A 25204-nucleotide genomic window follows, 5' to 3' on the forward strand; every position below is an offset into this window, starting at 1 on the left:
CCTCAAGGATGCGGTTGTTCAAAATTGCGGTAGAGTGCCGGGAGCATGGTCAAGGTTAACAACGTCGCGGTGATCAGTCCACCAATAATAACCACGGCAAAAGGTTTGATGGTTTCTGATCCGACGCCGGTGGACAACGCTGCGGGCAACAATCCCAGCATTGCCATCAACGCCGTCATCACCACGGGACGTAAACGGCTGACAGAACCCTGCAAAATGGCTTCATTTAGCGAAATGCCCTCGCGCCTGAGCAAGTTGATCTGCGATAGCAGGATTACACCGTTTTGCACGGCAATGCCAAACAGTGCGATGAACCCAACCGCTGCCGAGACGCTTAAATGGATGCCGGTTAATAGCAAGGCTATCAATCCACCGATCATCGAGAAGGGAACGTTCATTACAATCAAGGAGGCGTTCTTGATCGAGCGGAATGTCCAGAATAACAGTACGAAAATCAGGATAAAACTGACGGGAATGATAAAGGAAAGTCGCTTCATTGCGCGTTGCTGGTTCTCGAACTGGCCGCTCCAGACTATGCTGTAACCCGGCTGCAGGTGAACCTGTTGACCGATTTTTTTCTGTGCCTCGGCCACAAAACTACCCAGATCGCGCCCTATCAGGTTACATTTGATGGCGATACGGCGCATATTGTCCTCGCGGCTAATACGCGAGGCACCTTGACTCGTCTTGATCTCCGCCAATTCGGCCAATGGAATACGGCTCCCATTCGTGGATAAAACGGTGATATCTTCAATTGCCCCCACTGAATCGCGTGCCGAACTGATAAGTCGCACGGTAATGTCGAAACGGCGTTCCCCCTCCAGCATTTGGGTAGCGGTTTTACCGCCAACCGCCATGGAAATCACGTCCTCCACATCCGACACATTGATACCATAACGCGCAATTTTGTCCCGATCGATGGAAATGACCAGCTGAGCCAGCCCCGACTGCTGCTCGGCGGCCACATCGGTGGCGCCTTCTATAGAGCGCAGGAGGCCAGTGATCTGATTGGCCTTCTCCTGAAGAATGTTTAGATCTTCGCCGAAAACCTTGATGGCAATTTCGCCTTTAACGCCGGAAATAGCTTCTTCCACGTTGTCCTGAATCACTTGGGAAAAATTGAACTGCAAACCGGGGAATACCGCCAGGCGTTTCTGCATCGCTTCGACAAGCTCATCCTTGTTGCGATGATGCCAGGTATCCTTTGGCTTGAGATCGATAAGAACCTCCAGATTATTGAAACCTTTAGGATCGGTACCATCCTCCGGGCGCCCCAATTGCGTAAGTATCGACTTCGCCTCGCGGAATTCAAGCAGGCGCGCGCGTATATCTCTTTCCAGATCCTTGGCCTTATTGAGGGAGACCGGCGTTGGCAACGTTATGGTCAGCCAGACGTTGCCCTCATCCAGTTTGGGCATGAATTCCGTACCAATCAGCGGAAAAGAGGCCAGAGACAAGGCCAGCATTAAACCTGCGCCTGCGAACAATTTGCGCGGATGGCGCAACACGGCCTCCAGCAACGCCAGGTAACGCCGCTCCATGCCATGGATAAGCGGATTGTGCGATTCGGTGAGTCGAGGTCCCACCAGATAACTCAATAGCACCGGAACCAGGGTCAAGCTGATGAACAGCGAACCCAGCAAAGCAAAAGTAAGTGTGAGTGCCATCGGAGAAAAGATTTTTTCTTCAACGCGCTGAAAGGTAAAAATAGGTAAAAAGGCGATAATAAGAATGGCTTTGGAAAAAAGTATCGGCCGGGCCATTTCCGCCGTTGTCATGAGCATGGATTGGCGCATATGCGCCACACTTGCCTGTTGACGCATCTCCAGAGTCACTTTGACCATGACGGCTTCTACCAGCACCACGGCGCTATCCACAATAATGCCAAAGTCGATCGCGCCCAGGGAAATCAGGTTGGCGGAAACCTGCATGGCATCAATCAGGATAAAGGCAAATAACAAGGATAGCGGGATAACAACGATAACCACCGCTGAAACCCAGACCCGGCGGAGAAAAATAATCAGAACTACCAGAATAAGTGCGGCGCCCTCCAGCATATTCCGCTCGACCGTATGAACGGTATGCTGTATCAGTTCCGTACGATCATAAATGGGAACGATCTTGACGCCTTGGGGCAGGCCGTAATTATTAAGATGCTCGATTTTTGCCTTTACCCCATTTATTACTTCAATGGCATTTCTGCTCTTGATAAGCAAAACGATGCCCTGAACCACATCGTCGTCGTCGTTGTAACCAACAATGCCAATACGCGGTTGGGAATCCACGACCACATCGGCAATATTCTTGACAAAAATTGGAACACCTTCCTGGCTGGCAACAACGATGTTTCCAATTTCATCACCGGATTTCAATAAACCTGTGCCACGCACTACCAATGCCTCATGGCCATGATCGAGATAACCGCCGCCGATATTGGCATTATTGATAGCGATAGCCTGATAGACTTGAGGAAGCGTCAACCCGTAATTCCTGAGCTTGCCTGGATCGATCTGCACCTGGTATTGCTTGATGCCCCCCCCGAAAGCGACTACATCAGCTACCCCCTGGACGGAGCGGAGCGTGCGCTCGATCATCCAATCCTGTAACGCCCGCTGTTCCACCAGGGGAATGCCAGGGGCTTCGATACGATAACGAAAAATCTCGCCGATACCGGTCGTCAAGGGGCCCAGTATGGGTTTTACTTCCGCCGGCAGGCTAACGGTTTTTAGCCGCTCCAGCACCAGCTGCCGTGAAAAATAATCCTCGGCATCGTCATCAAACGTCAGTGTTACCACCGACAAGCCGAAAATGGATACCGAACGCATATTAATCATATGCGGCAGACCATTCATCTCCCTTTCGATGGGCAGGCTGATCAGTTTTTCCACTTCTTCCGGGGCTTGGCCGGGATATTGGGTCACCACTTGTACGAAAACATTCTGCACATCGGGAAAGGCCTGTATCGGCAAGCGCTCGAACGACAAAGCACCCAAGGCAGCCAGAAACACAGACGTGCTGATAATCAACAGGCGTTGTTGCAGGCAGAAGGCGATGATCCTGTGGATCACGGCGCACTTTCTCCACTTTGCTGCTCGGTGTCCTGTTCAGTACGCAGCAACAAGGCCCCGCCCACTACGAGCCTGTCCCCGGGCTTCAATCCACCAAGAATCACCGCCCGGTCTTTCAGGCGCAGACCCACTGTAACCGGGCGCTTCTGGTAATGATAGTCACCTATATTTACATATGCCCAGTTGGATTCATTGTCGGCAAATATTGCGTTCAAGGGAACAACCACAGCCAGATCATCGGCATCACTTTGTACCGTGATGCTTGCGAACATGGCTGGCAACAACCTTCTCTCTGTATTGGGTAAAATGCACCGCACCTTCACTGTGCGGGTCGTTTCATTTACCACCTGGCTTATATAGCCGACGGTTGCGGTAAAATCTTCCCCCCGGTAGGCGGGAACTTGCAGCAACACCGTGGCACCGGCATGAATCAGTCCGATATCTTTCTCAAAAATATCCATCTGCACCCATAACTGATCCAGATCGGAAATAACGAACAATGGTACGGCCAGATCAGAGCGGACCTCCATGCCTGGATTGATATTGCGTTCGGTGATCGTTCCTGAAAGCGGCGCATGCAAAACAAAGCGGTTATCGGGGCGCTGGCTGCGAACACCCAGATTAACCAGTTTCAGGCGCGCCCTCTCCGCCTCGCTGCGAGCCCGGATCAGGCTATCCTCCGCCTGCTCACGCTCCTTGCGCGGAGCGATGCCATTATCATAAAGTTCCTGTATCCTCTGAAAAACCCGGTTAGCGAGATTCAAATCGGACATGGCTCCCGCATAGGCCGATTGCGCCTGCCCCAGTTCCGGGCTGTCCAGTTCAGCGAGCGTATCGCCTGTCCGGACATAAGCACCTAACGCCGCAATGCCACCGGTCACCCTGCCTGCAATCGGTGAGGAAACACGAGCGGTACGGGTTTCGTCATACGTGATTTTTCCCGTGACGGCATCCATCAACGGACGTTGAACCAGCTCGATAGTTGTTTCTTTTATAAAATCGCGCTTGGGTGAATCCAGGCTGAGTATGACCTCGTCCCTGGGGTGATTGGCGGCAGGCAATGGTTGCTCATGATTTTGCTGCTGACAGGCTACCAGCGACAAACTTAGCAGTCCGATGGCAAGATGCATGATGGCGAAAAACCTCCTGCCTATAAGCTTTACCTGGCCTGGATTCATTCGCTTATCTGGACCGGGAGTCCACAGCGGGAAACCACCAGGCAACTTAACCATTGCTGCCCGCCAGACCCCGAGAGGAACCTTTGGTTTCCTCCCCATATGCCATTAACAGATCTGCCCAGGCTTTACTGCGATTTGCCAGGGCAGTGTAATAATCCAGCATTATTGCTCTATAGCTGCGCTGTGCGTCGATCAAATCCAGCACGCCCACCGCTCCTTTTTGATAAGCGATTTCCTGTGCTTTACGTAAGGTCTCGATGCGCTTGACCACCGATGTCTCAAAGCGCCGGGCTATCGCGTCGGCGCTCTTCCACGATGCCGAGGCTTTCATCACCTCCGCCCGGATATCCTGTTCAGCCTGCGCCAGCGCCAGTTCAGAGTTGGTTACACTCACACGAGCTTTGGAAATTTCACCTTTTTGCTGATAAAACACGGGAATGGGTAAACTGATACCGACGCCGCCCGTGCGCGGGAATTGGTTGCCCTGATCCTGGTCATAAAAAGCGGTTATGGTCACATCGGGAATGATCTGCCGCTGCGCCAGAGTCAGCATCTTCTTGGCTTGTGCGATGCGCACCCTTGCTGCACGCATATCCGGTCGCCGTTCCAGTGCACGCTCAACCAACTGGTCTTGCCCGGCCAGCGCAATCTCTGGAGACGCTTCGGGCCAGGTTTCCACTGCGGTGATCTCTATGCTGTTTTCAGGCCAGCCCAGCAGCAGGAGCAGATCGGCTCGCGCCTGATTTAACGCCGCCAGGGCCTGATCCTGATCACCCTGAACCTTCAGGCTTTCCACTTCGATACGAATAAAATCGACTGTTGCGACATCCCCTACCTTAAGCCTGACTTCATTGACCCGCAGGATTTCCCGGTAACGCTCAAAGTTATCGCTTGCCGCTTTAAGTGTCTTTTGCGCCAGCAAAAGACTGTAATAACTGCGCCGCACAGCGTTGGTGAGCACGCGTGCGACATCCTGCACGTCAAAATTGACCGCTTCGGTGGCGAGTTCGCTGCTCTCTATCCGTAAACGGCGTTTTCCGGCAGTCACGATGAGTTGTTCAATTTGCGGGAGTATCGCCGGCACCGCCAGGTTACGACTCTCCCGTGCAAATGCCCTCGGGGCCAGTTCTGAAGTGGTGAGCCTGAACACCGGGTTAGGAATCGCGGCGGCAATAATTTGCTCTGCCTCGGCACTATCAATGTTGAGGCGTGCCGCGATCAAACCGAGGTTGCGCTGATAAAATAGCGCGATAGCCTGCTGTTCGGTAATAACGAGCTGATCCGTGGGCACGGCTTCTGCCCGCAGCGTTACCGCCCATGAGACCAGCAGTATACATGCCAGAATTCGCAGGCTTGACGCCGCCTTTAGCAAACTCGGCACATCAGTAGTGTCCGTGAATTGCCATGATAGACATTTGCCTGAATGAAGCGGTGACGACTGCTGGCATCCGGGATGACAGGCAGTGTGTGGATGCCTGGATTAAAGGGAGAGGGCAGCCGACGGTCAGCCAGAGGTGGAAATTGTATTGCCATACAAGGTATTTTCCCTTGCCTGATGAGCGAATTTCGTCGATGTTGCTCCCGACAATGCAAAGTGGGGACAAATTTTATTATAGTACGGCTGCCAGCCGTCAATCTTGCAATCGCTCATCCAACCCCTCTCCGAATCTGCCTTTTTCCAGGAGCCTTCACCGCTATTGCGTAACTAGCTCCCTATTGGCGCATCGGATTCCAACCGTTTCCATAGACACTTACCCTTGCTTTCGTGTTCAATCAATTCAAGCTGCTGTGCGTGGGCTTCCAGTTCCTCCGCGCTGGCGGGCAGTATTGTCAGCCGTAAATCTCGTAAATTGGCGGCGATCTCAAGCGCGGAGGGCGCCTCCAGTTCCATGAGGAGGCTGTCCTGTCCCCGCGTCATGGCAAGATAGACTTCCGCCAGCAATTCCGCATCCAGCAGCGCGCCGTGCAGCGTACGCCGGGAATTATCGACCTCATAGCGCTCGCATAACACATCCAGATTGTTTCGCTTTCCGGGATGCAGCTCTTTTGCCATTTTCAACGTATCGGTCACCGAATGGCAATATTCCCTCAATGGCTGCAACTCGGCCAATCCGAATTCATGATCGAGGAACGCAACGTCAAATGAAGCGTTGTGCATGATGAGTTCAGCCCCCTCAAGAAATTCAATCAGTTCGGGGACGACGTCCCGAAATTTCGGTTTGTCCTGGAGAAACTCGACGGTCAGGCCATGAACCTGCAATGCCCCCTCATCGATCTCCCGATCCGGATTCAGATAGCGGTGAAAGCGGCGGCCGGTCAGTCGCCGGCTTAGCATTTCCACCGCAGCAATTTCGATAACGCGGTGGCCGAGACGGGGTTCCAGACCGGTGGTTTCAGTATCGATAAAAATCTGGCGCACAGGTTTATATTCCTATTCAAAACTCATTTTTATATAGCCTTTTGCAGCTGAAATAGCTTAACCTCTCTCATCTGCTTATAGCATCTGTCTTGTCATTTATTCACTCTCCAGCACCGATTGCACACCGCGGTTAGCAAGTACGTCCGCCTGTTCGTTACCTTCGTGACCGGAGTGGCCGCGCACCCATAACCACTCGATTCGATGGCTCTGTGTCAACTCATCCAGTTCTTTCCATAAATCATCATTTTTTACGGGCTTTTTATCAGCGGTGCGCCAAGCACGCTTTTTCCAGGAGTGGATCCATTCGCTAATGCCCTTTTGCACGTACTGGGAATCCGTATGCAGCCGCACTTCGCACGGCTCCGTCAGGGCTTCCAGTGCGCGGATGACCGCAAGCAGCTCCATCCGGTTATTGGTCGTCAGCTTTTCACCACCATACAACTCCCGTTCGTGACCGTTATATCGCAGCAGCGCGCCCCACCCGCCAATGCCGGGATTGCCCTTGCAAGCGCCGTCGGTAAAAATTTCCACTACTCCGTCACGCTTCGCTTTCACTCTCCGCCTTGCGTAGGTGTCTTCACCAGGATCCCATTGCGCGCGGCCAGGCGCGGCTCTTGCCCGGAAGTATTGGCACCGAGTTTTTGCGCGACCGGAGCCATGCCTCTCCTCGCGGCACGCACCTCATTCCATTCAGGCTTGATGACGCGCATGCCATGCACGCGCTTGACTGCCGTCAGGAAGTAAATACCGCCGGAGAATGGCCACCAGCGATCACCTGCGGCCTCCATGAAATTAAATCGTTTCAGCCACTTTTCCTGACTGAAAGGGGGTGCGTAGCAACATAAACGATCTTTAGTGATCTCGAAATCCAATAATGTCAACCAGTCCTTGAGCCTTGGCAGTGCAATGAACTTGCCGTGCCAAGGAAAATGCTTCTCCACCGGCGCGTCTCTGAGCTTCGGCATCAAATTGCCGCACCAGGGAAAACGCTCCTCCACCGATCCGAAAAACCCTCGCACGCCCCAAAGACTGCGAGGATTGAAACCACAGACGATGACATGCCCCTCGGGCATGAGCACCCGTTGCACCTCGCGCAGAATCTGATGGGGATTGGCACTGAATTCGAGCACATGGGGCAGGAGCACCAGATCGATGCTGTTCGTTTCAACCGGCAGAAACTCAGGAGCTGCCCGTAACGCAGCACTTTCTTCAATGGCTGCACAGAATCGTAACGGCATGCGGTTGGCGCTTAGAAAATCGTATTGCGGAAACCCTATCTGCATGGCGTTGTAGCCAAACACATCCACCACGGCCTGGTCGAAATGGCTCTGCTCCCGCTCCAGCAGATATTGACCCAGACAGGTGTCAAACCATTCCAGCCTATTTTTTATCGGCATATAGTATTGAAGAACGGCAGAAGGGAATTCGATTATCCTAAATCCGGCAGTTGTACGGAGCGGAGTGTGCGGTTTTTGGGGCGCGGGGCAAGGCGCAAGGACGCGGAATGCGACCGCGCAGGGCGGAGCAGTGCCTTCCGCAGGAAGGTGCGACCCCGAAGCGGGATGCATGCGCCCCATGTACCTGAAACGCGATCACGGCATCCCCTACGCTGCCCGATCCCCGCTTCGCGGGGCCCCTCGTGCAACGCTTCGGGGCGCCACTCCATTCCAAGGAGTTGCAACGCCGCCATGCGCCGTAAAAACCGTACAATCCGCTCTGTAGCGGGCTCATCCAAAAGGTGAGGGTTAAATAGCATAAAATATTTTTATTAATCATAGCAATAACCAAATAAGTGAGCGGTCAAGTGCCGGATTTAGGATTATGGACTAATATGAATATTTATTATTCTGTTAAGTTCAATTCATCAACTCGCCATCAGCCATTTATCCGATTGAACACAAATTCGAAGTGACGCCAGCAATCATGACTACGCCGTATATCGTTGCGATTCACGCATTCACCGATAATTATATCTGGGTTATCCGCGACCACTGCCACGCCGCCGTGGTCGATCCGGGCGACGCCTCACCCGTGCTCGATTACCTGAAACAAGAAAAACTGAAACTCATCGCCATTCTCAACACTCACCACCACAACGATCATGTGGGAGGCAACGCCGCGCTGCTGCGGGAATTTACGGTGCCGGTATTCGGCCCCGCAAACGAATCGATTCCCACCGTCACGCACCCTCTCAAGGAATGCAACGGCAACGCAAGCGAGGAAGGCATCGCCTATATTCCGGAATTCTCTCTTAGCCTCAGGGTGCTGGATATTCCCGGCCATACCGCCGGACATATTGCGTATTATGGCGCAAACCTGTTGTTTTGTGGGGATACTCTGTTTGCCTGCGGCTGCGGACGGTTGTTTGAGGGAACCGCACCACAGATGGTGAACTCACTGCAAAAACTGGCGGATTTACCCAAAGAAACCGGGGTCTATTGCGGCCATGAATATACCCTCAACAATATCCGTTTCGCCAGAACCGTTGAGCCCGGCAATCAGGCATTGATCGAACGCGAAACGGTGGTTGAAGCATTGCGCAAACAGAATATCCCGACGTTGCCCTCTAGCATCGCGATAGAAAGGGCCATCAATCCGTTCCTGCGCTGCAATCAGCCCGAAATCATCCGTAATGCCAGTGTCTATGCAGGCAAGCCGTTATCCGATCCCGTTAGCGTATTTACCGCATTGCGCGACTGGAAGAATCATTTTTAACCCGTGATAAAGCGGGGGGAGCAGGCAAATTCGCAAAGCGAATGCTCGCAAATTCGAATTTATAGAGGTGCTCATGAATGATCGGACGCTTCCGTTGTCGTATAGAGGCGCCCTCTTTCATCAGCGCAGCATCCACTGCGCGTAATACCGCAAGTACCGTTACGTCAATTCAACCGCCCGCTACGGCACAATGAAACAGCAAATTACCGTTCATGACATTGTTTACCACAGCGGCACATTACGGGAGTTTAAAACACATGAATCCTTTAGAGCAGATCCTACAGTGCGGCCAATCCATCTGGCTGGATTCGATCAGCCGCGATCTCATCAATAGCGGAGAGCTGCAACGCCTGGTAACTGAAGACAAGCTACGCGGCGTAACCAGCAACCCCACCATCTTCGAGCAAGCCATCAATCACGGCAGCAGCTACGACGATGCGCTGGGCGCATTGCTGAAAGCTGATGAACACCAAACCGACAAGGCGCTGTTTGAAGCGCTGGCTGTTGCCGATATACGCAGCGCCACCGATGTGCTGCGGCCGGTCTATGACGCAACCCAGGGCGGCGATGGTTACGTCAGCCTCGAAGTCTCGCCGCATCTCGCCCATGACACGGAGGGAACCATTGCCGAAGCGAAGCGGTTATGGGACGCGGTGCAACGCCCGAATCTGATGATAAAAATTCCAGCCACCCCGGCGGGTATCCCCGCGATTTCGCAATCCATCGCGGCAGGCATAAACATCAACGTGACCCTGATGTTTTCGCTGCGGCATTATGAAGATGTGGCGCGAGCCTATATCCGCGGGCTCAATGGCAGAGCGGAAGCATCGCCGGGTAAAATGGTAAGCTGGCCGGTTTCGGTTGCGTCATTTTTTGTCAGCCGGGTGGATAGTGTTGTCGATCCCCTGCTGGAAAAGAACGGGTCGCCCGCGGCACTTGCCTTACGCGGCAAGATCGCCATCGCCAATGCCAAGCTCGCCTATCAGCGCTTCCACGAAATATTCCATAGCGAGGACTTTGCCGATTTGCGCCGCAAAGGCGCAAAAGTGCAACGTCCGTTATGGGGCAGCACCGGCACCAAGAATCCCGCTTACTCCGATGTGCTCTACATTGAGCAATTGATCGGTCCCGATACCGTCAACACCGTGCCGCCCAAAACGCTTGATGCATTCCGTGATCACGGTCACGTGCGTGAAACGCTCACGGAAAATATTGAACAGGCGGAAGCGGACGCTGCACGGCTAAAGGAGTTCGGCATCGATCTCGACGCCATCACGGAGAAACTCCAGGATGACGGCGTGGACGCTTTCGCCGCATCGTACGATAAGCTGCTTGCCGCGCTCAAAACCAAGCGCGAGGAAATCCTCGCCAATCACGTGGCCTAGCAGCCTGCTGGAACTCGCGTAGGATGGGTGGAGCGTAGCGAAACCCATCACACCACCAGGGGTGCGCTACTTTACTGAACCTCTGAATAAGTCCTCCAAAGAGTGTATCTGGGGCTACATCGAAGACTTATTCAGAGGGCTTGAACCTAAATCCGGCAGTTGACCGCTCATTTATTAGGTTAGCGTTATGATTAATAATGATGCTTTACGCTATTTAAATCTCACCTTTTGGGTGAGACGCTACCGGGCAGATTGCACGGTTTTTACGGCGCATGGCAGCGTTGCAACTTCTTGGAATGGAATGACCATTCCGCGTCGTTGCGCCTTGCCCTGCACCCCAAAAACCGCACATTCCGCCCCGTCCAGCTGCCGGATTTAGGTTGAACAATCGGGAGGAAAATAATATGGAACTTGGAATGATCGGCCTCGGACGCATGGGCGGCAACATGGCGCAACGGCTGGTGCTCGGCGGCCACCGCGTCGTCGGCCATGCCCGCAACCCGGAAACACTCAGGGAAATCGAAAAAAAAGGCATTGTGCCGGCGACGACACCCGAAGCACTCGTTAATGAATTGAAATCGCCTCGCACGATATGGCTGATGGTTCCCGCGGGTGCCCCGGTGGATGAAACAATTACCGCGTTGTGGCCGCTGCTCATACCGGGCGACATCATTATCGAGGGCGGCAATTCAAATTACAAGGATACGCAACGCCGTGCGCAAATGCTGGCGACAAGCAAGATTCATCTTGTCGATGCGGGCACCAGCGGCGGCATATGGGGGCTTCAGAACGGCTACAGCATCATGCTGGGCGGCGATGAACAAGTCATCGAGGGATTGCGCCCCATCTTTGAAACCTTAGCTCCCGCACCGGATAAAGGCTGGGGGCGTGTCGGCCCCAGCGGTGCGGGGCACTTTACCAAGATGATTCATAACGGTATCGAATACGGCATGATGCAAGCATATGGAGAGGGATTTGCGATCCTGCGCCACAAGCAGGAATTCAACCTGGATCTGCATCAGATAGCGGAGATCTGGCGCGATGGCAGCGTGGTGCAATCATGGCTGCTCGACTTGACTGCCGCTGCCCTGGCGGAAAATCCGGGTCTGGAGGGTATTGCCCCGTATGTCGCCGATTCCGGTGAAGGACGCTGGACGGTCGCCGAAGCGATTGACCTCGATGTCGCAGCCCCGGTCATCACGTTGGCATTATTGCAACGCCTGCAGTCGCGTGATGCCGATTCATTCTCGAACAAATTGCTATCGGCACTACGCAACCAGTTCGGGGGACATGCGATGAAAAAGGAATGAATCCCCAGGTGAGCAGGAGGCAAGGAAGCGCGCCAATAAGCGAAACATATTGCCCCGTATGCTGCGGCTACTGGGCTACTGGAGCGCTGTAAAATAAAGTACAGGGTATGGGGACGACGTTCCCACACTCTTCCCATTGCCAAATCCGGCCCATCGGACTATCTCACGTTCGTCAAGACGTTCAGGCCACTCGATATGAATTCATGGGGTCAAAACACACTTTAAACATTATTAAGTTGACAAAGTGTTTTTAGTTGTATAAGATTCAAACCATGAATGCTGGGAATTGAAGAAGTGCTCGACGTTTCCCCACCGAATGCCAACGAAAATCGCTAGTAATATTAGTAAGGTACACGATGAAAACAAGGAATATTTTTTCAGCTTTATCCATGATCGGCTTCCTGGCCTCGGTGAGTTCATCCGTAATCGCTGCCGAGCCTGTTGATACTCCCGAGATTCGCGCAGCTGCTCAAAAAGCCGTTACTCGCAGCGACCATGAGGCCATAGCCAAATTCTATGAAGACGCAGCGACGCAGATAAAGGCAAAAGCGAAGGAACAACGGGAACTGCTTGAGCAGTACGAAAACAAAAGTTATCTGTATGGCAGACAGGCGCAGGATCTTCAATCGCATGCCTCCGCGCAGGTGCGTGAATATGAGCGAGCTGTCGAGGCAAATATCAAGGAAGCCCGCCTTCATCACCAAATGGCTCTGAAGGCCGACGAGAATCATGCCGCTGCTAACCAGCAAAAGCTGAGTGCCGTAAGCCGGTAACAAATTTTATGTAATTTCCTGATGGCAAACGGCACTTGGTTGGGTGCCGTCTTTTTTTCTTGACAATCCAAGACAACCGGTCGTATTATTTACCTATGCTTAAGCCCACCAAAAAGGAATTCAACAGAGACAACCTGTTAAATCAGGGAGTCGCCTTGCTCAGGGGGCAGGGCTATCACGGTACCGGACTCCAGGAGATCCTGGATGCGGTTAATGTGCCCAAGGGTTCTTTTTACAATTACTTTGGCAGCAAGGAAGATTTTGGTGCGGAAGTCATTCAACACTATACCGATCCATTTATCGCGCTGTTAACTGATCATCTGGAACGATCCGACGCTGACGCGCTCGGTGCAATAAGGCGTTATTTTGATGAGCTCATCGTGGAACTTGAGAGGGATGAGTTTAAAGGCGGTTGCCTCCTGGGTAACCTGATGGGAGAAATAGGCGATACCAGCGAAGTTTGCCGTAAATCGCTTCAATCCGCCGTCAGGCGTTACCAGGATGTATTACAGTCCGGACTGGCCAAAGCACAGCAGCAGGGGACGGTAAGATCGGACAAATCACCTGAAATGATGGCCGATCTGCTGGTGAATACCTGGCAGGGCGCTTTATTGAGGATGAAAATAGAAAGATCATCCGCGCCGATCAAGCAGTGCTGTCAGGATTTACTGGACGATTTTTTCAAACCCTGATTTTTTTGCCCAATAATAATACGACCGGTCATATGTATTCCTGCCTCTGCATATTTTATAGCAACCCATCATGGGATTATTTCCATGCTTCACCACGTTGCAATCGCGCCGGCGGAAGGAATTTCCACTGCCTGGAAAATTGTGTATTTTTATTAGGGAGGTAATGTCCATGCAATCCGACATCGTCCGTTCAACACTATTAATTCTGGCCCTGGCCGTCGCGGGTATTCCCGGCGCATTCGCCGAGACCGGCGCCGGGACTGGCGACGTGGCTTCGACCAAAAAGCGCGAAGCTTCCGCAGGATCCGGAGGCGGCCACCAGCATTACGCGCAATCCGATATGGCGAATAATCCGGGTCCGGATGGCAAGCTCGCACCCAGGCTGCAGAACCTGGGTACGCATACATTCCCCGTCAGCACGCGCAACAAGCTGGCACAGCAATACATCAACCAGGGGCTGAACCTCGCCTATGGGTTCAACCATGCCGAGGCGCGCCGGGCATTCCGTGAAGCGGCACGGCTCGATCCTGGACTTGCGATGGCCTACTGGGGTCAGGCACTCGTGCTCGGCCCCAACATCAACGCAATGATGGAACCGAACGAGGAGCCGCAGGCTCTGGAGATCGTGCAACAGGCCAAGTCGCTCATGGCGAAAGCATCACCCAGAGAGCGTGCGCTCATCAATGCTCTCGAGAAGCGTTACTCGGGGAATCCCGAGAGCCGGACAACGAACGACAAGGCTTACGCGGAGGCGATGCGGGAAGTGCACCAGCGTTTTCCGGATGATCCCGATATCGCGATGCTTTATGTAGAGTCGGTGATGGATCTGCGTCCCTGGGGCTACTGGATGCGCGATGGCCAGCCGTACGAGGGAACAGCCGAAATTGTCGCACTCACCGAAGAAGTGATGCGGCGCAATCCGAAGCATCCCGCCGCGCTGCACATGTATATTCACCTCATGGAACCGACCAGCACGCCCGAGCGGGCGGAGAAGGCAGCCGATACCCTGCTGACGCTGATGCCGGCGGCGGGGCACATGATACACATGTCATCACATATCTATCAGCGCGTGGGCCGCTACGCCGACTCGATGAAGAGCAATCAGCTTGCCATCGCGGCCGACGAGGATTACATCGCGCAGTGCCGCGCCCAGGGGATATACCCCATGATGTACTACCCGCATAATATTCACTTCCTCTGGTTCGCGGCGACGGGAGACGGTCAAAGCAAAGTGGCAATCAAATCCGCACGGGAAGCCGCCAGCAAGGTAGACGATGCAGTGCTGGAGGCGATGCCGCTGACGGCGATATTCCGCATGGTGCCGTATTGGGCACTTGCGAGGTTCGGCCACTGGCAGGAGGTTCTTGAAGAACCCGCCCCGCCATCCACTAGCCCGTTTCTGAAAGGAAGCTGGCACTATGTACGCGGCCTCGCGTTTGTTGCCACCGGGCAGTTGCAACAGGCCGATCAGGAACTGGGCGCGTTGCGCGAAATCATGAAAAACCCGGCGCTGGATCTCCCCCTTTTCTCGAAAAATACCGCGCGCACCGTGCTGAGCGCCGCACCCGAGGTGCTCGCCGGCGAGATCGCCGCGGCGCGCGGACAGTTCGATCAGGCTATCGCGTACCTTGAACAAGCGGTTCGCCTTGAAGATGCCCTGATATACACGGAACCATCGGAATTCAGCGTTCCGCCACGGCTGACCCTCGGCGCCATCCTGCTGGAGGCAGGACGTCCGGCCGAAGCGGAGACCGTGTACTGGGAAGACCTGCGGCGCAATCGCGACAGCGGGTGGGCGCTTTACGGATTGATGCAAGCATTGCGCGTACAAAAGAAGGATGATCAGGCGGCGCTCATCGAAGCACGTTTCAACAAGGCCTGGGCACGTGCCGACGTGAAACTCAGGGGGTCACGCTTCGGACGCGGGGATGCAAAGATGTAACCAATACTCAAATCGCCAAGGAATCTTTGAATAAGTCTCGTTGCCACCAATGCGCTCCACGGAGGACTTATTTCAGAGATTCCACCCCTGAGGAGCCCTGCTGCAAGCTTGCCATTTCTGTTCGTTGTTGATTTATGTTTCTATATTTCTCTTCCACCCTCAGTCTCTGGTCTTCAATTTTCCCTCATTCGCTGCTATGAATGCACGGATATCATCTGACATATCCAGCAACTTTAGCCATTGCTCTTTGTAAAGCGTCACGGGAAAACGGCCCATGCCATACACCGAGAGCGCTCCCTTTTCGCTCACCTTCATGGTGATCCCGGTACTGGCTCCTTTTTTGAGTGCTTCGTTTTCTTTACGCAATCGCTCCAACTCAGCTTTCATGTCCTCGTCTGACATCATTCCTCCCAGATTATTGTGCTACCCGATAAGTATGCCTTTTTTTAATCTGAAGCACGATCTTTGGCTATGATAGCGTGACTAAAAAACGTGGGGAACCACCGAACAATCCGTCAATCCGGTAAAATATCTGGATTGAAGACTGATAAAATGGAACTGACTGACGTTATCCGGGACTAATTGATAAGTGCCCGGCTAAGTCAAAAACATTGATGGAAGTCTTCTCAGAAGGACTGCGCATCACGTCACCGCATCGGTTGTTGCCGTACTTTCACCTTCCATCTTGAATTCGTCGTCGTTACATTTAACCTGAACCCGGCGGTTGACCGTTTATCTTTTCAATTAAGCACCATGATCCACAAAGACATATACGCTTGAGCTTCACCTTTGTGGTGAGTTTCACTACAACTACCGGATTCAGGTTCAAAGAAGAACGCCCATGCGCAATCCATTTCAAAATGATGCTTTAGGCAAATTTATTTTGCGCCTTACGGTTGGCACGCTGATACTGCTGCATGGAGTATTCAAAATGCTCAATCCAGGCTCTCTCGAATTCATCAGTAAGCAACTTGCCGGGTTTAATTTACCTGCAGTTCTGGCTTACGGCGTTTACGTGGGCGAAGTTATTGCGCCGCTAATGATTATTCTGGGAATTTTTTCTCGCCTGGGTGGATTGCTGGTTTTTGGCAATATGATATTTGCATTGGTACTGGCACACCGCAGCCAGCTTTTCTCGCTAACGAGCAATGGCGGCTGGGCACTTGAATTGCAGGGTTTCTATTTATTTTCCGGCCTCGCGATATTATTCCTTGGTAGCGGTAGAATAGCGATCAAACCGGATTGATATAATGTACGTACGGACGAATTGGTTATGCGCGTAAAATCCCCACAATCTCCTGATTCCACTCATTCCGAACAATGCAGATGGCATTCGATCGCAGATATGCCGGAACTGCAAAATGTAGCGCTGAATATGATACTCGACAGTGCCGCCGCGGCGATCCGGACACGGGGACAGTTTCACTTCGTACTCGCGGGTGGCGACACACCCCGCGCAATCTATAAACAGCTGCGGGCGGCACATACCGACTGGACAGCCTGGTACGTCTACTTTGGCGACGAACGCTGTGTGTCGCCCACCGATCCCCGGCGCAACTCTGTCATGGCCGGAGAAGCGTGGCTCGATTATGTCGAAATTCCGGCGGATCAGTTGTACACAATTCCGGGAGAGCTTGGCGCGGATCTGGCGGCTTGCGAATACGCGCAGACCTTAAATACCGTAGGCATATTTGATTTAACGCTGCTTGGGCTCGGCGAAGATGGCCATACCGCCAGCCTGTTTCCCGGTCAGGAATGGGGAACCGAGCCTGACTCACCTGACACGCTGGCGGTGCTGAATGCGCCCAAACCCCCACCGCAGCGCGTTTCACTGAGCGCGGCGAGGCTCAGCCGTTCACGGCAGGTGATATTTCTGGTCGGTGGTGAGTCCAAGCGGGATGCGGTGGCACGATGGCGTGCGGGCGAAAATATTCCGCCGCGGGCAATAGTGCCGGAGAAGGGTGTCGATGTACTGGTGGAATCTGCTTTACTGAAGCCTCTTTAAACGGCTATTTATCTTTATTTACCTTTGGATTCGTCGTCCTCTGGCTTGAATCTGAACCGGCACAAGTTACCGCCGTGAACCATGCATTCATGTTGCTCGACCTTGCTTTCGGTGAAAGTCTCCATCAGGCCTCTGTCAAGATGGCAAATGTCAGTATCTCTTACCGCCATCCTGTGGAACACGCAATTATCCGCTTCGATTACCGTCTCGCCACCCTCGAATGCCACGGTTTTTGCGTTATAACCAAGCTGATCCATTACCTCGGCAAGCTTCTCGATTTTCTCCGCGTGCGTGGCCAGGCCGGGATGTTCGCTGCGAAGCTGACGTCCGACCCCCGCACCAATCTCGCCCAGACGCCTGCTCATGTTTTCCGCACCCTCTTCATTCTGAACAGAAGCCACTACCAACTGTGCAAGCCACGAGTACTGGCGCGGAAAACTCTCCCGGCCAAGCTCGGTAAGAATATAAAGCTGCTGCGGACGTCCTCCTCCTGAGGGTCGCGTGTTACCGGTCTCCACCAATCCTGCCGCTTCCAGCGAGGCAAGATGTTGCCGTACCGCATTGCGCGTAATTTCAAGTCCCTTCGAAAGCTCGTCTACGCTCAGGCCCGGCTTGCCCCTGCGCAGCAGCTTGAGCAATTGTTTTTGCCGTTCACCCATAGTATTAAGCATTTGGCTTCCCTTCCTTTCTCCCGTCCAAGTAATTATAAAAAATTATTATGGAACACATTATCACCTGTTACATCTACTAACAGAATACAACATTAAGACACTTTAAGCATAGAAAAGTTGACAAAATGCGGTTAATGTTTTATGGTTTTTTCGACCCCAAAGATAATTCAAACTGCTCATCGCTGTCGATGAACCCCGCTTAAAGGAGGTATCTTTATGAAAACAAGGACGTTTTTTGCAGCCATGTCCCTTGGTTTGTTGGCTGCCTGTGCCCAGGTAACTCCTCTCGAAGCTGTTCAGAATACCCATGTTCGCAAAGCTGCCCAGAACGCCCGAACCCGTAGCGACCATGATGCCCTGACGAAGTATTTCGAAGATAAAGCAAAGGAAATGCATTCGAAGGGCGAGGAACAGAAAAAATTGCTTGAGCATTACGAGCAAAAAAGCTATCTCTATGGCCGGCAAGCCCAGGATCTGGAATCACGCACTTCGGCTTTGGTACGCAAATACGAAGAAATCGAACGGGCAAGCATCAAAGAAGCCGCCGCTCACCGGCATATGGCGAAGGAAGCGGCTGACACCGAGGGCCGGCTCGTGGATAACGCTTCCCAGACACGTCCGCAGCACAACTAAAAGCGTATGGACTGCTCCCTGTCCGGGGCGCTCTGAGTAATCCTGAGGAATACGGTTCTACCGTCCCGCGATGGTGCGATGGCATGAGAGAAAGCTGATTCCTGGGGCAAGCTTTCGTGTCCTCCGGTTTTCGGATGGACTGTGCTCATTCTCTCCAGGCTGGAAAACCCGGCAAGCTCCGGAAAAAATCCATGTCGTGGTTGGGCCAGAGTTCCGCATCTTCCTTGCGGCCTAGCGCCTTGAGCTTACGGATACTCGCCAGCGCCAGCGTCTCATTATCCTGCCAGCAATAGCCCGGCGCAATTTCCTCAGACAGATTCTCGCCCAGATCGGCCGCATCGCCGCACAAGATGACGGGCTGGCCCTTTTTCAGCTCGATGAATAGCGACATGTGCCCTGCTGTATGGCCAGGGCTGGCGACGGCATGCACACCCGGCGCCACCAGATACTCGCCCGTTTTTACCCGCCATTGATCCGCATTGGCCAGCTCACCGGCAAACACGCCGCTATCCAGGCCGGTACCTGCCGCAGCCAATTCATCACCCTGGATATGGACCTCGCAACCCGGCAGATCGCAAAGCCCGCCCACATGATCAAAATGCAAATGGCCGATGAACACGAGATCGATATCGGATAGCGAGAGTCCCAGTTGCGCCAGATAGCGGGGGATGCGCTGCGCTTCCTGCATGGCGGGCGCCTCCACCCGCGGGCGCATGGGATCATAATACCTGGCGCGCAAGAGCGGATCGGCCAGCTTGCGATAGTCGCATCCCGCATCGTAAAGAATGCGCCCGTTTGGCGTTTCGATCAGATAGGCAAGGATCGGCGCATCGATGAATTCGCCGTGACCACGGTTGCGCGTCGAGATAGTCTTCTCATAACGAATCGTACCCGTGAGCAGCGGCCAGACTTTCAGAGCGCGAGACATGATGAAACTCCTGGAGAAAGTGGTACAAGCCCGAACAGGCTTACGTTAACCTAAATCCACCCTGTAGCGAACTCACCAAAAAGGTGAAGGTCAAGTAATGCGAACAGTCTTTGTGGATCATAATGTTAAACTAAGAAGCGAGTGATCAACTGCCGGATTCAGGTTCGTCTTTCAACTTGTCGTTGTCAAAGCTCATTCGACGCATTATCGGTACTCTACTCATGAATATGCTACTTCAGTTAAAAGAACACGGGCAGTCCGTCTGGCTCGATCATATCGACCGTGATCTCATCCACAGCGGCGGCCTGAAGAAAATGGTGGATGAAGGTGAAATATGCGGCCTCACCACCAACCCGGCCATTCTTGCAAACGCCATGGGTTCAGATGCCGGGCAGGCGGGGGAAATACGTACCCTCCTCCGCCAGGGACATACCCCCGCAGCCGCCTACGAAAAACTTGTCATTCCGGAAATAGCCGCCGCAGCCGACATGCTGCGTCCAGTTTATAAAAATACGCACCGCCGCGATGGCTATGTCTCATTGCAAATCGCCCCGGCATTCGCCGATGATACCGCGGGAACAATAGCGGAAACCCGCCGCCTGTGGCGAGCTGTGGGACGGGAAAATCTCCTGATAAAAATTCCGGCGACCGAAGCCGGCATCCCCGCCATTACCCAACTGACGGCCGAGGGAATCAACGTCAACGTGACGCTGCTATTTTCGCAAGCCCTGTATGAGCGCGCTGCGCATGCTTACCTGGATGGACTGGAACAGCTCATCGCGCGTGGCGGAAATCCGGCCCCTGTCGCCAGCGTGGCGAGCTTTTTTATCAGTCGTCTCGATACCGCGGTCGATGCGATCATCTCCTCTCACCTCAACCAGTGCGGCTGGATCAAGACCTACAACGCGCTGGAACGCGAATCGCTCAGAAACCTGTCAGGAAAGGTAGCTATCGCCAATGCCAAAGTTGCCTACGAGCGCCAGCAGGAGATCTTCTCCAGCCCCCGCTGGGATGCACTCGCTGCGCAGGGCGCACAAAAACAGCGGCTTCTCTGGGCCAGCACTGGAATCAAAAATCCCGCTTACCGGGACGTAAAATACATCGAGGAACTGATCGGCCCTGACACCGTAACCACAATCCCCCCGACAACGCTGGCGGCTTTCCGTGAGCATGGAAGAGTGCGCTCCAGCCTGCGAGAGGATGTTGCAAGCGCAACCGTCCTCTTGAGTACCCTCAAGACCCTGCGCATCCCGCTCGACGATATCGCCAGCAGATTATTATCCGGCGGAGTGAAACAATTCAGTGCCACATTCGAAAAACTCATCGATGCGATTCCACAGCCTCTTCCGTAGTATCTTCCGCATCTTCCGCATGATGGAGGATCTGGGATACGAAATGGGCGGAAAAATTCATTACAAAAGGCACCAGCAGAATAACCACCAGCAGTGCCAGCAAGGCGGTATTGACGCTTACCCCGATTTCTCCCCGCATGACTTTCTTGAAGAACCATGTGCACGCCCCGATAACGCCTACCAGGAACGTGGAACCAATCATTATGTACTCGCTGTCATCCATGATTCTGAATCGGGGGGTTAGAGGTTGGAGTGCGCGGTTTGATGTGCGTCCTGTAGCAAATCACTCATAAAGGTGAAGATCAAATAACACAAGAACCATCTGGAGATCATAATAGAAGCGAACAATAGCTACCAACCATAGGATTCAGAATCATATCCAATTTGACCTGCGAATTGCTATCGCAACCAAAGAATATTCAACATCATCATAGGTCAGATTGATGCTATTAGCCGGAAGGAAGTAATGGATAGAGCCCCATGCACAATTCCATCCAAAGAAAAATAACAATCGATCAAAAGAATTTAGCCCTGTCAGCCGTAAAAAGTTAAATATTACGACTAAAGCGCTGACGTTGGCGGCAAATAATCCCATAAATCAAGGCATCTCGGGGTTTTCGATTGACCGCCGAGCCTCAAACAATTAGTATATGCACCTCTTCAATTCCCCGATAGCTCAGTCGGTAGAGCGACGGACTGTTAATCCGCAGGTCCCAGGTTCGAGCCCTGGTCGGGGAGCCAATATCAGCAAGCGTTTCAGCGATTTTATGAAACGAATTCTGCTCCGCAAAACAGAGTTTGCTCCGCAATTATTTTAATTCGGTGCAATTCCACCACATCAAAACGGTTGAGTTCGCGGGAATTAAGTCCCTCGTCCTGACATCGCAAAAACAGATGGGGTTAGCGGCCCCAGGGGGAGTCGTCCAAATCCCCACCATTTCCAAGCGAAAAACGTTTGGAATTCCACCGTTAAATCACCGTGCTATAGCCGCATGATATTCAACTCCACCGCCACCGTATTCGGAGTGAACCGTATTCAATTAAATCTGAACGTCCGCGGACTCACACGGGGCGCTTTACCACGTGCGATAGGGGATAGTCGATGCACCGACACCCTTCGTTGAATGCTGCTTGCAGCTTAATAGAAGCATCTGCACCGCATGTATGCCTCTCGTCGGGTCGATCGATGGCCCCACTAAGAGGCTGTAGATTGGCAAAAGCTCCTCATTGTTTGAGAGTGATATGTCCACAAACGGAGTCAATGTTGACTGACCAGTGCGGATTCGAATCGCTCGCGGCTCGGTTACCCACGCTTTTGATTCGGAAAGTTCCTTTCCATCAATCGGCCTAGAAACGTACATGCCATCAGATATGAGTCTCCACTCAGCTTCCTCGGAAAAGGACGGATGCTTGAGCTGGGCAGCGAGAAGGGCAAAGTTATCCCAAAAATTCTGAATTAGAGTGTGTTGCCGCATTGAGAACTCACCAGCTGAGAGACTGTTCACCCACGAACGGATGTCTTCCACGAACTTCGCGATGAGCTGCTGTTGTTCTTCTCTGTTGTATGTGCATCTGACAAGATGAAAGCCTGCCTTTCGGGCTGCTTCCCGCAACTCTGACGTGGAAAATCCAATCGAGTATCCTGCGACACCGCCCGCGTATGCGCGCCATAAACCGAGGCGATCCTTGTGCTCGGACATGGAGAAGACAAATACATTTGGGTATACGTCCCATGCCTGTGGGCGCACGAAAGGAAGTACGAAAGCGAACTGCTCAGTATCACCGCATTCGAACGATGCCATCGCCTCACGTAGCAGTTCCATGGCATAGTTGAACTCGCGAGCGTCGTTCATGTAACAAATATTGGTCGCCCAAACGACGCGGTCACGGATGATTCCAATGAGCCCATTTTGCGTGGTGTAATGATGCAACGCTCTGGGATCTTTAGGGCCTGATTCCACCATCTTTTATAATCTCCCGAAGCCGTAAAATCGAGTGCCGAACTAGGCTATAGAAAAGCATCATCTTAACATCTTGCCTCAAGCGCCGAATTGCATCAATGGTGAATCAAAACAACATTACGTCACCCGCTTTATGAAGCGAAATGGGAACTCTATTTTAAGTTGAATGGTTCGTAGTGAGGGTCGATCGGGGGACCAATAAGGATGTGCGTTTGGTGCCGATGGATAAGACCAATGGCATAGGTGCGGCTGGTGAAATTATTCGAGGGCAATTTCTGGCCGAAAATCTGTCGAGAAACTTTACACCCGTTCCTCAGAAGATTTGCGACAGCGCAACGCCCTTTGCAGACGAGCGAAATAAAACAATGACATATACGGAAAACAAAAATTTGGTACGGTTTATGCTTCATTTTCAGTAGCAGAAGAAACATATTATTTGTTCACCCTGCAGGCAATTCAGAACAGGGGCTGGTTCTGAATGATGATCTTCTCACCGACAGCGCAATTCCAAGTTGTGCGAGGAAGGTATTCTGGTTCGCCATTCTAAAATTACCAACGCAGCCAAGACGCCATCAAGGGCGTGTAATCCTATTTTTCCAATTTTCTATATGAACAGCAAACAAGCAGGTATTCAGAAGACGATCATAGGATTGTTGGTCTTGGCTCTATCCATTTGTCCGGTTTCACCGGTACGGGCTGGGCCGATATGGGAAAACGGGCGAGCCTATACAGGAATGCTTGTGGACGGGGCGGTCGAAACGGCTGAAGCGACTATTGGACATCTGGAAACAGCCATTCAAGTCGCAGAGGCGGCGGTTGTAGCGGCCAATGCGGCTCTTTTCTCAGCAAGAGCTGCAGCAGCAGGTGCCTCGGGAACCGCGGCAGCTGCTGCACTTGCGGCAATTGGAGCCGCTGAAACTGCTGTCGCGACTGCCGAGCTTGCCCTGGCAGGAGCGACAGCAGCGGTACCGGCCACAGTCGTGGTCGCCGCTGGGGCTATCGGAGGGACATTAATCGGTGAAGCCCTGAGAGGACTTTGGGAATGGTCCTGGGGTCTAGTCAGCGACGCGACATCCTCCGATACGACTGGCCCTATTTACGCCTCAGCGACTAGTGCGGAAATGGAAGCATTGCTTCCTACTCTTGTCTCCATCGGAACCGGCTTTAACTTGACTAATACCGATTTTCTCGCAGCCGGTAGTTCTGGCTTGATTTCCCAAGCGTTTATCACTCAAGGTGCCCATATGTTCATTGGGGCTTCGCTCGGTGCAGCCGCAGCCACAGCAGGCCGCTTTGATGAGGTGCTAACTGCAGTAGCGGATCTCCAAGGTGAGTTAATTGAGTATCGCAGCACTGTTGAGGCATTTGCCGGAGTTTTGGAAAATACCTCTTTCCAATCACCTGTCGCAGGCCTTCTGGCTGCTAGAACGAATTTCGACAGTGCAGTTGCTGAAGCCAGAGCGGCTTGTCCTGCCGCTGCAGGAAGCGCATGTTCCGCAATGAATACCGCCTTAGATAATGCAGTGGCCGCTTTTCAGAGCGCCCAGGACGCTGTTGGGACAGTAGCCTTCCCTGCGCTGGTAGGTGGCTCTAACCCTGTTTTCCCTGATCTGACATTACTACGGTTTAATCAGTTTCTAAATGATACTGCATCGTTAGGAGCAGCTGCGTTGCCTGGGCAAGAGATTGCGTTGGCCGACAGGCTGTTGCTCGAGGCCGGCGTATTTTTCCCTGGGATGACCAGTTTTGGACCAGCCATAGCAGCTTACGACGCGCTGGGTGATACCGGAGGAAAGGAGAGCGCGCTCTTTGACGCAGTTACAGGGCAGATTAACCTTGCCGACTTGCTTAGGGGGTCAGCCACGACATTATCATTAAACGGGGCTTGGTTGAACATAGATCTAGAGCAATCGCCGGTGACACAAGAGGCACGAGCTGCAGTTCCCGAACCCTCCACCCTTATGTTGCTCGGCCTCGGCGTCCTCGGCCTGTTCGGCTACGGCCGGCGCCGCCAGAAGGTGATCAGGTATTCACAAAGTGATGTGATCCGTTCAGTAGCAGTTTGATCTAGAGTTGGTCGATGCAGTGACCCTGCCCCAGAATCGGTAGCGATTTAAAATGGAATATTCCGACTGAAAGGTTCGCCCTATTCTTTCTCAATGTACTTCGCCC

The 25204-nt window shown here is 53.0% G+C and carries 23 protein-coding genes and 1 tRNA gene; 13 read left to right on the top strand and 11 right to left on the bottom strand.

What is annotated here, in order from left to right; genetic code table 11:
- Positions 1–2 precede the first annotated feature (2 nt).
- From BLR00_RS11625 to BLR00_RS11650, 6 genes are all read right to left on the bottom strand, one after another.
- Complete coding sequence (locus BLR00_RS11625) at positions 3–3068, bottom strand: efflux RND transporter permease subunit (protein WP_074632778.1); 3066 nt, start codon at positions 3066–3068, stop codon at positions 3–5.
- The gene (locus BLR00_RS11630) at positions 3065–4300 is read right to left on the bottom strand and encodes an efflux RND transporter periplasmic adaptor subunit (RefSeq protein WP_256324130.1); all 1236 of its coding nucleotides are present in this window, start codon (positions 4298–4300) and stop codon (positions 3065–3067) included. Before BLR00_RS11630 ends, BLR00_RS11625 begins: the two co-directional genes overlap by 4 nt.
- Positions 4293–5627: a TolC family protein gene (locus BLR00_RS11635; protein ID WP_074632780.1), complete on the bottom strand. Its 1335-nt coding sequence runs from the start codon at positions 5625–5627 to the stop codon at positions 4293–4295. Before BLR00_RS11635 ends, BLR00_RS11630 begins: the two co-directional genes overlap by 8 nt.
- Positions 5628–5951: 324 nt before the next feature.
- Positions 5952–6665, bottom strand: a complete 714-nt coding sequence (gene dnaQ / locus BLR00_RS11640; RefSeq protein ID WP_074632782.1) for a DNA polymerase III subunit epsilon — start codon at positions 6663–6665, stop codon at positions 5952–5954.
- Between the two features lie 96 nt (positions 6666–6761).
- Complete coding sequence (gene rnhA / locus BLR00_RS11645; RefSeq protein ID WP_074632784.1) at positions 6762–7220, bottom strand: ribonuclease HI; 459 nt, start codon at positions 7218–7220, stop codon at positions 6762–6764.
- Positions 7217–8062 (bottom strand): class I SAM-dependent methyltransferase, encoded by an 846-nt coding sequence (locus tag BLR00_RS11650; RefSeq protein WP_074632787.1) that lies wholly within the window; start codon positions 8060–8062, stop codon positions 7217–7219. Before BLR00_RS11650 ends, rnhA begins: the two co-directional genes overlap by 4 nt.
- Before the next feature lie 526 nt (positions 8063–8588).
- Between BLR00_RS11650 and gloB the strand changes: the two genes are divergently transcribed.
- The 6 genes from gloB (at position 8589) to BLR00_RS11680 (ending at position 15482) form a co-directional block, all read left to right on the top strand.
- Positions 8589–9380 carry a hydroxyacylglutathione hydrolase gene (gene gloB, locus BLR00_RS11655; RefSeq protein ID WP_074632790.1) on the top strand — a complete coding sequence of 264 codons (792 nt, stop codon included), beginning with the start codon at positions 8589–8591 and terminating at the stop codon, positions 9378–9380.
- Between the two features lie 257 nt (positions 9381–9637).
- A complete protein-coding gene (tal, locus tag BLR00_RS11660; RefSeq protein WP_074632793.1) occupies positions 9638–10765 on the top strand; it encodes a transaldolase in 1128 nt (375 codons plus the stop codon).
- 404 nt (positions 10766–11169) lie between these two features.
- A complete protein-coding gene (gene gnd, locus BLR00_RS11665) occupies positions 11170–12075 on the top strand; it encodes a phosphogluconate dehydrogenase (NAD(+)-dependent, decarboxylating) (protein ID WP_074632796.1) in 906 nt (301 codons plus the stop codon).
- Positions 12076–12431: 356 nt separating this feature from the next.
- Positions 12432–12848 (top strand): hypothetical protein, encoded by a 417-nt coding sequence (locus BLR00_RS11670; RefSeq protein WP_074632799.1) that lies wholly within the window; start codon positions 12432–12434, stop codon positions 12846–12848.
- 95 nt (positions 12849–12943) lie between these two features.
- Positions 12944–13540 carry a TetR/AcrR family transcriptional regulator gene (locus BLR00_RS11675; protein ID WP_004176067.1) on the top strand — a complete coding sequence of 199 codons (597 nt, stop codon included), beginning with the start codon at positions 12944–12946 and terminating at the stop codon, positions 13538–13540.
- Between the two features lie 169 nt (positions 13541–13709).
- Positions 13710–15482, top strand: coding sequence for a hypothetical protein (locus BLR00_RS11680; protein WP_074634283.1), 1773 nt, complete (start codon positions 13710–13712; stop codon positions 15480–15482).
- A 159-nt stretch (positions 15483–15641) separates the two neighbouring features.
- On the opposite strand, the gene BLR00_RS11685 is transcribed toward BLR00_RS11680, so the two are convergent.
- On the bottom strand, positions 15642–15887 hold the full coding sequence (locus BLR00_RS11685) for a hypothetical protein (RefSeq protein WP_256324131.1): 246 nt from the start codon (positions 15885–15887) through the stop codon (positions 15642–15644).
- Positions 15888–16323: 436 nt separating this feature from the next.
- Here BLR00_RS11685 and BLR00_RS11690 point away from each other — a divergent pair, with 436 nt between their 5' ends.
- Both BLR00_RS11690 and pgl read left to right on the top strand, forming a co-directional pair.
- Positions 16324–16728, top strand: a complete 405-nt coding sequence (locus tag BLR00_RS11690; RefSeq protein ID WP_074632804.1) for a DoxX family protein — start codon at positions 16324–16326, stop codon at positions 16726–16728.
- Positions 16729–16827: 99 nt separating this feature from the next.
- Positions 16828–17487, top strand: a complete 660-nt coding sequence (pgl, locus tag BLR00_RS11695) for a 6-phosphogluconolactonase (protein WP_074632806.1) — start codon at positions 16828–16830, stop codon at positions 17485–17487.
- A 14-nt stretch (positions 17488–17501) separates the two neighbouring features.
- Here the strand turns inward: pgl and BLR00_RS11700 are convergent, their stop codons facing one another.
- On the bottom strand, positions 17502–18158 hold the full coding sequence (locus BLR00_RS11700; RefSeq protein WP_074632808.1) for a helix-turn-helix transcriptional regulator: 657 nt from the start codon (positions 18156–18158) through the stop codon (positions 17502–17504).
- A gap of 216 nt (positions 18159–18374) precedes the next feature.
- Between BLR00_RS11700 and BLR00_RS11705 the strand changes: the two genes are divergently transcribed.
- Entirely contained in the window at positions 18375–18791 is a 417-nt protein-coding gene (locus tag BLR00_RS11705) for a hypothetical protein (protein ID WP_074632810.1), read from the top strand.
- A 145-nt stretch (positions 18792–18936) separates the two neighbouring features.
- Here the strand turns inward: BLR00_RS11705 and BLR00_RS11710 are convergent, their stop codons facing one another.
- Positions 18937–19719 (bottom strand): N-acyl homoserine lactonase family protein, encoded by a 783-nt coding sequence (locus tag BLR00_RS11710; protein WP_074632813.1) that lies wholly within the window; start codon positions 19717–19719, stop codon positions 18937–18939.
- 221 nt (positions 19720–19940) lie between these two features.
- Between BLR00_RS11710 and tal (BLR00_RS11715) the strand changes: the two genes are divergently transcribed.
- Positions 19941–21071 carry a transaldolase gene (tal, locus tag BLR00_RS11715; RefSeq protein ID WP_074632816.1) on the top strand — a complete coding sequence of 377 codons (1131 nt, stop codon included), beginning with the start codon at positions 19941–19943 and terminating at the stop codon, positions 21069–21071.
- On the opposite strand, the gene BLR00_RS11720 is transcribed toward tal (BLR00_RS11715), so the two are convergent.
- The gene (locus BLR00_RS11720) at positions 21040–21273 is read right to left on the bottom strand and encodes a hypothetical protein (RefSeq protein WP_074632818.1); all 234 of its coding nucleotides are present in this window, start codon (positions 21271–21273) and stop codon (positions 21040–21042) included. The two genes, tal (BLR00_RS11715) and BLR00_RS11720, sit on opposite strands and share 32 nt — an antisense overlap.
- A 463-nt stretch (positions 21274–21736) precedes the next feature.
- Between BLR00_RS11720 and BLR00_RS11725 the strand changes: the two genes are divergently transcribed.
- Positions 21737–21812, top strand: a tRNA-Asn gene (locus tag BLR00_RS11725).
- A 335-nt stretch (positions 21813–22147) separates the two neighbouring features.
- Here BLR00_RS11725 and BLR00_RS11730 read toward each other — a convergent pair.
- Positions 22148–23035 carry a DUF2971 domain-containing protein gene (locus tag BLR00_RS11730; RefSeq protein WP_074632820.1) on the bottom strand — a complete coding sequence of 296 codons (888 nt, stop codon included), beginning with the start codon at positions 23033–23035 and terminating at the stop codon, positions 22148–22150.
- 218 nt (positions 23036–23253) lie between these two features.
- Between BLR00_RS11730 and BLR00_RS11735 the strand changes: the two genes are divergently transcribed.
- Together BLR00_RS11735 and BLR00_RS17055 are read left to right on the top strand one after the other, a co-directional pair.
- Positions 23254–23451 carry a hypothetical protein gene (locus BLR00_RS11735; protein WP_074632823.1) on the top strand — a complete coding sequence of 66 codons (198 nt, stop codon included), beginning with the start codon at positions 23254–23256 and terminating at the stop codon, positions 23449–23451.
- Positions 23452–23544: 93 nt separating this feature from the next.
- Positions 23545–25098, top strand: coding sequence for a PEP-CTERM sorting domain-containing protein (locus BLR00_RS17055; RefSeq protein ID WP_256324132.1), 1554 nt, complete (start codon positions 23545–23547; stop codon positions 25096–25098).
- Positions 25099–25204: the final 106 nt, after the last annotated feature.

The sequence above is a fragment of the Nitrosospira multiformis genome (genome assembly GCF_900103165.1).
Taxonomy (GTDB): domain Bacteria; phylum Pseudomonadota; class Gammaproteobacteria; order Burkholderiales; family Nitrosomonadaceae; genus Nitrosospira; species Nitrosospira multiformis_D.

Coding starts and splice junctions, on each gene's coding strand:
- tal (WP_074632793.1), top strand. CDS start 9,638: ATGAATCCTTTAGAGCAGATCCTACAGTGCGGCCAATCCATCTGGCTG.
- BLR00_RS11705 (WP_074632810.1), top strand. CDS start 18,375: ATGAAAACAAGGACGTTTTTTGCAGCCATGTCCCTTGGTTTGTTGGCT.
- gloB (WP_074632790.1), top strand. CDS start 8,589: ATGACTACGCCGTATATCGTTGCGATTCACGCATTCACCGATAATTAT.
- gnd (WP_074632796.1), top strand. CDS start 11,170: ATGGAACTTGGAATGATCGGCCTCGGACGCATGGGCGGCAACATGGCG.
- BLR00_RS11700 (WP_074632808.1), bottom strand. CDS start 18,158: ATGCTTAATACTATGGGTGAACGGCAAAAACAATTGCTCAAGCTGCTG.
- tal (WP_074632816.1), top strand. CDS start 19,941: ATGAATATGCTACTTCAGTTAAAAGAACACGGGCAGTCCGTCTGGCTC.
- BLR00_RS11710 (WP_074632813.1), bottom strand. CDS start 19,719: ATGTCTCGCGCTCTGAAAGTCTGGCCGCTGCTCACGGGTACGATTCGT.
- BLR00_RS11690 (WP_074632804.1), top strand. CDS start 16,324: ATGCGCAATCCATTTCAAAATGATGCTTTAGGCAAATTTATTTTGCGC.
- BLR00_RS11650 (WP_074632787.1), bottom strand. CDS start 8,062: ATGCCGATAAAAAATAGGCTGGAATGGTTTGACACCTGTCTGGGTCAA.
- BLR00_RS11670 (WP_074632799.1), top strand. CDS start 12,432: ATGAAAACAAGGAATATTTTTTCAGCTTTATCCATGATCGGCTTCCTG.
- pgl (WP_074632806.1), top strand. CDS start 16,828: ATGCCGGAACTGCAAAATGTAGCGCTGAATATGATACTCGACAGTGCC.
- BLR00_RS11680 (WP_074634283.1), top strand. CDS start 13,710: ATGCAATCCGACATCGTCCGTTCAACACTATTAATTCTGGCCCTGGCC.
- BLR00_RS11685 (WP_256324131.1), bottom strand. CDS start 15,887: ATGATGTCAGACGAGGACATGAAAGCTGAGTTGGAGCGATTGCGTAAA.
- BLR00_RS11730 (WP_074632820.1), bottom strand. CDS start 23,035: ATGGTGGAATCAGGCCCTAAAGATCCCAGAGCGTTGCATCATTACACC.
- BLR00_RS11630 (WP_256324130.1), bottom strand. CDS start 4,300: ATGGTTAAGTTGCCTGGTGGTTTCCCGCTGTGGACTCCCGGTCCAGAT.
- BLR00_RS11675 (WP_004176067.1), top strand. CDS start 12,944: ATGCTTAAGCCCACCAAAAAGGAATTCAACAGAGACAACCTGTTAAAT.
- BLR00_RS11720 (WP_074632818.1), bottom strand. CDS start 21,273: ATGATTGGTTCCACGTTCCTGGTAGGCGTTATCGGGGCGTGCACATGG.
- BLR00_RS11735 (WP_074632823.1), top strand. CDS start 23,254: ATGGATAAGACCAATGGCATAGGTGCGGCTGGTGAAATTATTCGAGGG.